The 9338-nt window shown below is 61.4% G+C and carries 7 protein-coding genes and 1 pseudogene; 3 read left to right on the forward strand and 5 right to left on the reverse strand.

From position 1 onward, the window contains the following. The 5 genes and pseudogenes from R6U20_RS07020 to R6U20_RS07040 all read right to left on the reverse strand — a co-directional run. Window positions 1-517 (reverse strand): annotated as a pseudogene (locus R6U20_RS07020) (glycosyl transferase family 1); the annotation flags it as partial. Between the two features lie 101 nt (window positions 518-618). Beyond that, window positions 619-3186 carry a hypothetical protein gene (locus R6U20_RS07025; RefSeq protein ID WP_410337147.1) on the reverse strand — a complete coding sequence of 856 codons (2568 nt, stop codon included), beginning with the start codon at window positions 3184-3186 and terminating at the stop codon, window positions 619-621. A gap of 49 nt (window positions 3187-3235) precedes the next feature. Next, window positions 3236-3532 (reverse strand): Asp-tRNA(Asn)/Glu-tRNA(Gln) amidotransferase subunit GatC, encoded by a 297-nt coding sequence (gatC, locus tag R6U20_RS07030; protein ID WP_410337148.1) that lies wholly within the window; start codon window positions 3530-3532, stop codon window positions 3236-3238. A gap of 177 nt (window positions 3533-3709) precedes the next feature. After that, window positions 3710-4549 carry an RNA polymerase sigma factor RpoD/SigA gene (locus R6U20_RS07035; protein WP_410337149.1) on the reverse strand — a complete coding sequence of 280 codons (840 nt, stop codon included), beginning with the start codon at window positions 4547-4549 and terminating at the stop codon, window positions 3710-3712. 446 nt (window positions 4550-4995) lie between these two features. Continuing rightward, entirely contained in the window at window positions 4996-6573 is a 1578-nt protein-coding gene (locus R6U20_RS07040; protein WP_410337150.1) for a GH3 auxin-responsive promoter family protein, read from the reverse strand. A gap of 166 nt (window positions 6574-6739) precedes the next feature. On the opposite strand from R6U20_RS07040, the gene folP reads away from it, so the two are divergent. The 3 genes from folP to R6U20_RS07055 are packed head-to-tail and all read left to right on the forward strand — an operon-like array spanning window position 6740 to window position 9137. Next, the gene (folP, locus tag R6U20_RS07045) at window positions 6740-7648 is read left to right on the forward strand and encodes a dihydropteroate synthase (protein ID WP_410337151.1); all 909 of its coding nucleotides are present in this window, start codon (window positions 6740-6742) and stop codon (window positions 7646-7648) included. A gap of 17 nt (window positions 7649-7665) precedes the next feature. Further along, the gene (gene cdaA / locus R6U20_RS07050) at window positions 7666-8460 is read left to right on the forward strand and encodes a diadenylate cyclase CdaA (protein ID WP_410337152.1); all 795 of its coding nucleotides are present in this window, start codon (window positions 7666-7668) and stop codon (window positions 8458-8460) included. Window positions 8461-8486: 26 nt separating this feature from the next. Beyond that, window positions 8487-9137 (forward strand): protein-L-isoaspartate(D-aspartate) O-methyltransferase, encoded by a 651-nt coding sequence (locus R6U20_RS07055; protein ID WP_410337153.1) that lies wholly within the window; start codon window positions 8487-8489, stop codon window positions 9135-9137. The last annotated feature ends 201 nt before the right edge of the window (window positions 9138-9338 follow it).

Consider the following 9338-nt stretch of genomic DNA (forward strand, 5'->3'; position numbering starts at 1 on the left):
GCAGGTCGGCCACCCACGGCGTGCTGCTGAACCGGTGCAGCGTGTGTCCGATGCAGTGCACGGAATGAGGCGCGCCGCTGGTGAGTACGGCGTCGTAGCGCTGCGTGCGTAGCAGCCACAGTCCGCGCAGCACAGCAAAGGGCCACCAGCCAATGCGCGCATCCGGCAGAAAGACGTTGGCGCGGATCCAGCGGGCCAGGCGCTCAATCCAGGAAGCGGCATTTGGATCGAACGACCCGGCGGGCAGGGCGTCTTTTGTGCTACGTGCGCCTTTCAGACGGGCATAGAGCGCGTACGGGTCGAGCGCGGGCGTGCGGTAGACCTGCACCGATGGCGGCACTGCCTTCTGCAAGCCAGGGTCGGTCGTGGGATACGCCCCGGCTTGCACCGTGAGCACATCCACCTGCCAGTTGTGATGGGGCAGGCCCTCTACGAATTGCAGAATGCGCTGCACGGCGGGCCCGCCTGCGGGCGGCATGTAGTACGCAACGAGCAGGACGCGGCGGGTGGCAGACATGCGGGGGATGGAGGGATGGATGTTTGGAGGGATGGATGGTTTTCCCGTTCACGCTTCCACAGCGGGATACCACGTGCATCTCCAGCAGTCTCCGAGGCAGATCATGCATCAGGTTCATCAGCGTCTGCGTTAGGGGGATGCGGAGCGTCGGGATCCGATGCATCATTGCGCCGCCGCCACCAGGGCAGCGCGACCAGTGCGATGATCGTGAGGTACACGCTGGCCGTAGCCACCTGGGCGATGACGCCGCCCACGCGGTTGGAGGTCGGTTCAAAGCGCATGGTGAGGGTGTGCTCCCCTTCAGGAATAACCACGCCCCGCTGCAAGTAGTTGACGCGGTGAATGGGCACGGGCTCGCCATCGAGGTAGGCGTTCCAGCCTTCCGGGTAGTACACTTCGTTCACGACCAGGAGGTGCTGCCCGCTGGTTTCGACGCTCCACTCAATTTCGGGCGGGGTGAACGTGTTCAGCTCGACCGAGGGCGGGCTATCGGACGAGATCGCGTCGAGGTCGGCATCGAGCGGTTCTTCGCGGAAGGCGTGCTCGCGCAGGTTGGTGGAGGCATCGCCCAGGCGGTCCCACAGCGCTTCCTGGTCGGATTCGACGGTCACGCGGTCTACAAAGAAGGCACGCGGCAGCGCGTCGGGATTTTCGAAGACCTGCAATCCGGTCTCATCATCGCGGTGGACGGGCTCGGTGCCGGGTAGCGCTTGCTGCCCGATGATGTAGCGTCCGCTCATCAGGTCAATGGCGCCTTTGTTGGGCCCGGAGCGCTGATCGGGCTCCAGAATAAAGTCGATGTAGTCCTGATAGCGCCGCAGCTTGGCGCCGTGGTATCCGCCGATCGATTCGTGGTGATACGACGGCTCGGCGTTGTTCATGGGGTTGAGCGCCATCGGGTAGATGCGGAAGTGGCCGGGCCCGCCCGCGTCTTCGCGCTCGTCGATGAGGAAACGGTCGAAGCCGTACGTAGAAATCTGCTCTTCGGCGTTCTGGGTGGGCGAGAAGTCGTCGCGGTCGAGGTAGCGCTTGCCTACGCCCCACAGATCCACCAGCACGAGCGCTGCGAGTCCCACGCCTACGATCCACGGTGCGGTAATGCGGTCGGTGCGGTAGGCCCAAATGAGGCCCATCGCCAGGATCAGGAAGAGGAGCGTCCGCTGCGCATCCCCCTGAAAGACGTCCTGACGCTCCTCACGTTGGTCGGCCAACTGCGTGCGTATAAACTGCTGGACCTGGGGGTCGTTGAGCGAGAGGTCGGGTCGTTGCTGCTGAATGGCCTGCTCGATACGGGCGCGCTCGTCGGGTTTTTCAAAGGAGAGGAGGGCATCGCCCCCGAGCCACAGGAGCAGTATGAGCCCGGCTACGGCCCCAAAGGGCAGGAGACTATCGCGGGTCGAAAGGACGCTTGCGTCGGGCTTCGATCGGCGTTTTTTGCGGGTGGATGCAGGACGTTTGAGCAGAGCTCGGAGTCCGAACGCAGCCAACAGGACGAGGGCAAGCACGGTGATGCTCATCCACGTTTCGGGGGTGCGGAAAGCCGAGAAGTAGGGGAAATACTCGAACATGGGGCGGTTGAGCCAGGCGGCGTGGTGCCCCATGGCGAAGAGTCCGGTCACGAGCGCACCCAGGCCGAGGCTTAGCACGATGCGATTGCGCACCTTCCACAGGGCCAGCCCGGCCAGCGCCACGATGATGCCGCCCACGTAGTGGGGGCCCGAGGTGAAGGGCTTCGGTCCCCAGTAGGTCTGCCCGCCCCCGCCGAAGGCATCGGCCACGAAGAGCGTGAGGAACTCGCTGGGTCCCTGGCTCCAGCGCATGGCGTAGTCCCAATCAAGGCTACCGCTCCCCGATTCGCCTCCGGAGGCCGCCCCGCGAATAGAGAAGTCTTTATATTCAAAGGTGGCCCAGTACGGGTGGATAACCATGACCAGCCCGACGATGGTGCCCAGCGCGAGCCATGCGGTGGTTTTGAGATGCGGAATCCAGTTGGACTGGCGTCCGGCGCGGACCGTTTCCACGATCCACCATACCAGCGCCACCATGAGCACGTAGTACGTAATCTGGGGGTGGTCGGCCCGCAGATGCAGGCTTAGCGCGACAGCAAAGAGTAAGCTGCTCAGCAGGCCGGGCCTTCGCATCCCATACGCAAACGCCAGGAGCAGGTACGGGGCGTACGCCAGCGCCACAAACTTCGTCTGATGCCCCGCGCCCAGAATGATGAAGAGGTACGTGGTGAACCCGAACGCGAGGGCGGCCAAGAGGGCAGACCAGCGATCGCGTACCAGGTAGAGGACAAGCGCGTAGAGCCCGGCCATCAGCAGAAAGAAGTGCGTGGTGGGCCACAGGTAGGGGCGCAGCGCATCGACCAGGGTGTCGATCTGCGGAGCTGCGGGTGCGTAGCGAATGTGGTAGCCCGGCATGCCCGAGAATACGTTGGGCGCCCAGAGCGCGGCATTGCCCGTTTCCTCTTCGTACTCGATCATCGACTCGGCCATACCGCGCCACTGCACAATGTCGGAGCCGTGCAGGCCCATGCCGTCAAAGTGGAGGGGCGCAAAGTAGAGGAGCGACAGTACGAAGAAGCCGACCAGCGGGAGCCCGTGGCGTTGGGCCATGCGTACGAGGCGGTCGGTAGACACGAGCGAGGCGTTGGGCGAGTCGGCCATGCAGGTGGGGGCGGCAGCTCAAGAAGGCGTAGGGAAGTGACAGGCGAAGCTACGCATCGTTACCGATAACGCGAGGCACGCGCATATGCTCGCCGTCGGTGTCGGGGGCGTTTTGTAGGGCTTGTTCTTTGGAGATGCGCGCGTTGGGCGCGTCGGCACGGGTAACATTCTTGAGGTCAAGCCCGTGCGCCATGGGGGGTACGCCCGCGGTATCCAGTTCGTTGAGCGTATCAATATAGTCGAGGATGCGGCTCATTTCGGAAGCGAGCTGTTCCTTTTCCGAAGCATCGAACGACAGGCGGGCCAGTTCGGCCACATGATCAACGTCGTCGGGGGTTATGGGCATAGCGATACGAAGTAAGTACGTGGTAGTGGCGCGGTTACAATGCCACACGCCCCACAGCCTGAGGCTGCGAGGCGTGACAGGGAAACGTAGGCAGGAGCACAGAGGCACAGACGCAACGTGTGCGTTGTGCGATGATGCATCCTGGCGTTACGCGTGGTAGCAGTGTATCAAATTGAGCTATCGGACGTGCGTTTGGAGGTCTTCGCGACGGTGACGCTTGCGGAGCTTGCGCAGCGCTTTTTCCTTGATTTGCCGGACGCGCTCGCGGGTCAGTCCAAAGCGTTTGCCGATCTCTTCGAGAGTGAGCGGATGCTCGCGCCCGATACCGAAGTAGAGACGTGTGATCTCGGCCTCGCGATCTTCGAGCATGTTCAGCGCCCGCTCAATGTCGATCTTAACGGATTCGCCGAGCATCTCGTCGTCGGGTGAATCTGACTCCTCGTCGGGCAGCACATCGAGGAGACTGTTGTCGTCCTCATCGTTGAAGGGAGCATCGACGGAGAGGTGGCGGCTGGTGTGTTGCAGCGCCTCGCGCACCTTCTTCGGCTCGATTTCGAGCTCGTCGGCCAGTTCCTCGATGTTGGGCTTGCGCTCGTACTCTTGCTGCAAGCGCGCGCTGGCCTTGCGGATCTTCGAAATCACGCCAATCCGGTTCAGCGGCAGGCGCACCACGCGGCTCTGCTCGGCGAGCGCTTGCAAGATGGCCTGGCGAATCCACCAGACGGCGTAGGAGATGAACTTGAAGCCACGGGTTTCATCGAATCGCTTGGCCGCTTTGATGAGACCGTAGTTGCCTTCGTTGATGAGGTCAGAGAGCGAAAGCCCCTGGCCCTGGTATTTCTTGGCAACGGAGACGACGAAGCGCAGGTTAGCGCGGGTGAGCTCGTGCAGGGCCTCTTCATCGCCCTGTTTAATGCGTCGGGCCAGCTCCACTTCCTCTTCGGCTTCGAGCAAGTCGATCTTGCCAATCTCCTGAAGGTACTGGTCCAACATGCGTTGCTCGCGCGGAACGTACATATAGCGCCTGGGGGTTTGTGGGTGCAATGGTTACGAGAAGGGGGTGGAGGGACCGGTGCAGGGGGAATACCGCGGCGCACCGGATGGTAAGGGCCGTGTGGCTAAGAGCCGTTTGGCCAAAGGACTCCTGTGTAGGGGCAACAGATCACTCCACAGGGGGCATTTGGTAGCGGGTCCTGTTGGGCATATGCTGCATGCAGAAGGTAGGTTGGGGGCAAGTGGAACGACCCGTATGGCGGAGCCCGTGCCATCAACGCGCTGAGCTACCGAGCGCGCAGAGAAAAGGGAAACGCGTGAGCGCGCGCTGCCATCCGTCCGAAAAACCAAGCAAGAGACCACTACGTCGTTGCTGTTGCCTACAGGAATGGATGGAGCGCGCGGTGCCATTTCAGCACGTGCCATATAACGGCTTGTTCCAAAGTGCGCACGGCTGTACTCGGATTGGCTCATGCTCGGGTGTCGACTTGAGCAGCCGGAGGCGCAAGCGACCGGTTGGGCCGGGCAGCCAGGATGCCGTCGGCTGTTGTGCGTACTGTACTCATGCGCGGCACCTTGGTCTGTCCGCTAATGCGGTCGTTAGTTGCCTGTAGCCACGCGTAAAACGTGCCTTCAGGCACAGCAGTAATCTGCGGAGGTTGCAACACATCCGACTCACGCCGAATGTGGTAATGGCGGTTTACGCGGTCGAGGTACGTATCTACGGTGTCGCGAAAGGCGTTGAGGTTCTTGGGGGGCTCATCAAACTCAATGATCCACTCGTGCTGCGGCGGGGCGTCGTCTTGGGGAACGGCAGGAGCTACGTGGTAATGATGGAACGTAGCGTTGGTGGCGTCGCACGCCTGGTGCAACGCATCGCGCACCTCATCAGCAAACAGCGCTTCCCCAAACGTGTCGATCATCTCGCTGGTGCGGCCGGCCACCTCAATCTTGAAGGGATCGCGCTGGGTAAACTGGACCACATCGCCGACATCGTACGACCACAATCCGCTGTACGACGTTGCGTACAGGGCATAGCGCACGCCTGTCTCTACAGTGGCTACTGTGTGGCGGGTGGGATGCTCGGAGCCGTACTCGTCCATGGGCACGAACTCAAAGAACACGCCGTTATTCAGATGCAACAGCAGGGCATTGTCGTTGGGGTCGTTCTGGAATGCAAAGAAGCCTTCTGACGCCCCATACGTCTCAATGAAATCCATCGGCCCACCGACGATGGCCTCCAACTGGTCGCGGTACGAATCCAGCGCCACACCGCCCGAAATAAACAGCTGCAGGTTGGGCCACACCTCGTGCACGGTTGTCGCGTTGGCATTGTAGCGCCGGTTGTGGGTTGCAATGACTTGCTTGAACAGCTTCTTAGCCCACGACGGCACCATCACGATCAGCCGGATGTCTTGGTCGACCGTGCGTTCGGCGATGGCGTTGAGCTTCTCTTCCCAACTGGGCAGAAAGGAAATCTCGTTCGGTACAGCCTGGTACAGGGCCTTGAAGAAGCCGGGGGCATGCTTCGCCAGAATGCCGCTTACCTCGCCTGCATAGGTGCCCGGATGGTCGGGGTCTTCGGTGACGCTCCCCGGAAGCGTGAGGTGGCGTCCAAGCAGGTAGCGCCACTTGCCGGTGGTGGCCAGGTAGTGCAAGCCCACGCCCACGCTGAAGCCCCGGTTGATGTCGATCGTTTCCTGGGAGACAGGGAGCACTTTACCCTGCGAGACGGTGCCACTGGATACAGCGAAGTGGGTGGGTGTGCCCGGCCAGAGCACATCGGCAGCTCCCTTGCGGATGCGCGCGGCGTCGTCGGCGAGATCGTCGTATGTATGGAGCGGTACGCGCGCCTGGTAGGCCGCCACCACATCGCGCTGCCGGGCGATGTCGGCAAACCCGTAGCGCTGGCCCCATTCGGTTGCGGCAGCGTGGTTGAGCATCGTGCGCAGCAGGTGACGCTGCGTATCGATGGGGGCATCTAGCACGGACTGAACCCGCCGTAGCGGCCCAACACGATGCAGCAGTGCGCGAAAAAGAGCGAACATAGAAACCACAGTCAGTGAGTAAGATAGCCGTTGCGCCGAAGCCGGAAGAGCAAGCAACAATTTTCTACCAAACTCGGCGCTGCGCCCACGTTTTTGTCCGTCCGTTGGTATCCTTTTATGTTTGAAAGGTTCACGGGCCCGCTAATATTTCAAGTGCTTTGTTCGTATGGATTCTACGGCTACGGCGCGGCATGTGCTTCGATGCAAACCGCAGACCCTTGACTGCCGCACCACTACGCGCATTTTGGGTGTACTCAACGTGACGCCCGACTCGTTTTCGGATGGCGGCAATTACATGGCGGTTGAGGATGCGGTAGCGCATGCCCTGGCCATGCGTGATGCCGGTGCCGATGTGATCGACATTGGCGGCGAGTCTACGCGGCCTTCGGGGCGCGAGTACGGCAGCGGGGCGGCCAAAGTGGCGCGGCAAGAAGAGATTGGCCGGGTCGTGCCGGTGGTGGAGCGGCTGCGTGAGGAAGACCCAGCGCTGCTCCTTTCGGTGGATACGTACAAGCCCGAGGTGGCGGCAGCGGCCCTGGAAGCTGGTGCGCACATCATTAACGACATCACCGGCCTGCGCATCCACCCTGAAACGGCCCAGGTAGCTGCCGAGCACGGGGCTCCGCTCATTGTAATGCACTCGCTGGGCCGCCCCGGCGCTATGCCGCACGGCCAAACGTACGATGACCTGATGCAGGCCGTATGCGACGGACTCAAACAGGCGGTTGAGCGCGCTGAATCCGCAGGCGTCGAAGACATTGTAGTAGATCCCGGATTTGGATTTGCAAAGTCGCATGCCGATAATCTGCGTTTGATCAACGCGTTGGATGTGTTGCACGACCTGGAACGCCCCATCCTTATAGGCGTGTCCCGCAAAAGCAGCATTGGCGCAGCGCTTGGAACGCCCGATGCTCCGGCCCCGGTGGGCGAGCGCCTGTACGGCTCCATTGCCGCTACGGTGCTGGCGGTGCAGCAGGGCGCTCGCCTGGTGCGCACGCACGACGTAGCCGCCACCGCCGAAGCGCTCCGTGTAGCCGACGCCGTGCGCGATCCCGACCGCCTGTCTTTGGACTAACGACTGCCTCCCCACTGGTGACGCTTCTTGAGATCCTGGACATTGGGGTAGGCGATTTCTTTGAGATCGCGCTGGTGTCGTTTCTGATGTATCAGCTCTACCGGCTGATGAAGGGCACCATTGCGGTGCAGATTTCGCTTGGGCTGGGGGCGCTCTTCGCCATCCAGTTGGTGGTGTGGGTGCTCGATATGAAGGTGCTGAACATGGTGTTCAGCTACTTCAATCAGGTGTTTGTGCTCGCTATCATCATCATCTTTCAGCCCGAGATTCGGCGGCTGCTGTTGCTGTTAGGACGCAACCCGCTCATCCGCCAGTTTGTCTCGACCGATAGTCAGGAAGCCGTCATTGAGGCAACGGTGTCGGCCGTAGATCATATGAGCAGCGTTAAACAGGGCGCGCTCATCGCGTTTCAGCGCACAACCGGACTGCGTAGCTACATTGAAACCGGCGAGGTCATTCAGTCGGAAGTAACGCGCGACTTGCTGCTGACCATCTTCAACAAGGAGACGCCGCTGCATGACGGGGCCGTGATTATTGCCGACCGACGCTTGGAAGCTGCGCGCTGCATCTTGCCGGTGTCGACCAGCATGAAGCTAAGTCCACAGCTGGGACTGAGGCACCGTGCGGGGGTTGGACTCACCGAACAGACCGACGCATTCGTGGTGATCGTGTCCGAAGAGACCGGCAACATCTCAATCTCGCGTGATGGAGCGCTCATCTCCAACATTACGCCCAGCGAGCTGTCTACGTATCTGCGTAACGCACTGGGTTCCTCGTCCGATCGGCGTCGTGCCCGGCAGCGGGCTTCGTAGTCTTTACGGTTGTTTATTTTCCATTTATGCCTCGTTCGTATGCAGACCGGTTGTACAGCACGCGCCGTAAGGCGTTGGTCAAGCACCTGCGAGAGCGGGGCATTACAAACGAGCGGGTGCTGCGTGCCATTGAGGCTGTGCCGCGCCATGCGTTTGTGGAACCGGCCTTTCAGGAGCGGGCCTACGAAGACGAAGCGTTGCCCATCGGCAACAATCAGACCATCTCGCAGCCGTTTACGGTCGCGTATCAGACAAGCTTGCTGGATCCACAGCCCGGTGAGCGCATCCTTGAAATTGGTACCGGGAGCGGCTACCAGGCGGCGGTGCTCTGCGAAATGGAGGCGCAGGTCTTTTCGGTCGAGCGGCATCGGGCGCTGTTGCAGCGGGCCAAGCGTAAACTGCAAGGGCTGGGCTACCGCGTGCGCACCCGCCACGCCGACGGCACGCAGGGCTGGCCGGGCATGAGCCCGTATCACGGCATCATCGTAACCGCTGGGGCCGAGTCTGTGCCCGATCCGCTTCTCGGCCAGTTACGCCCCGATGGCGGGCGGCTTGTGATTCCGGTGGGCAAGCAGGGGGCTCACATCATGCAGCGCATCGTTCGCACAGATGAAGACACCTACGAACGGGAGTCGTTTGACGCATTTCGCTTTGTCCCGCTGGTGGATGAAGAGTAGTGCTGTGTCACACGTGACAGTGTCGTGTCACACCTGAATGTTAGGGTGCGGAGACTGTGCCAAACTCTGTGTCCCCCCAAAACCTGTCATGGTGAGCACGCGACGGGCCCAGCCCGGAGGAAACAAGACTTTTCCCTCCCTGGAAATTGTGAAGTCCAGGGCAAGTAACCGACCGTAAAAAGTCTTTCGGGCGATCCTGAG

Origin of the sequence: Longimonas sp. (assembly GCF_046498435.1) — a bacterium.
Lineage (GTDB): Bacteria > Bacteroidota > Rhodothermia > Rhodothermales > Salinibacteraceae > Longimonas.

Coding starts and splice junctions, on each gene's coding strand:
- R6U20_RS07040 (WP_410337150.1), bottom strand. CDS start 6,573: ATGTTCGCTCTTTTTCGCGCACTGCTGCATCGTGTTGGGCCGCTACGG.
- folP (WP_410337151.1), top strand. CDS start 6,740: ATGGATTCTACGGCTACGGCGCGGCATGTGCTTCGATGCAAACCGCAG.
- R6U20_RS07025 (WP_410337147.1), bottom strand. CDS start 3,186: ATGGCCGACTCGCCCAACGCCTCGCTCGTGTCTACCGACCGCCTCGTA.
- R6U20_RS07055 (WP_410337153.1), top strand. CDS start 8,487: ATGCCTCGTTCGTATGCAGACCGGTTGTACAGCACGCGCCGTAAGGCG.
- R6U20_RS07035 (WP_410337149.1), bottom strand. CDS start 4,549: ATGTACGTTCCGCGCGAGCAACGCATGTTGGACCAGTACCTTCAGGAG.
- gatC (WP_410337148.1), bottom strand. CDS start 3,532: ATGCCCATAACCCCCGACGACGTTGATCATGTGGCCGAACTGGCCCGC.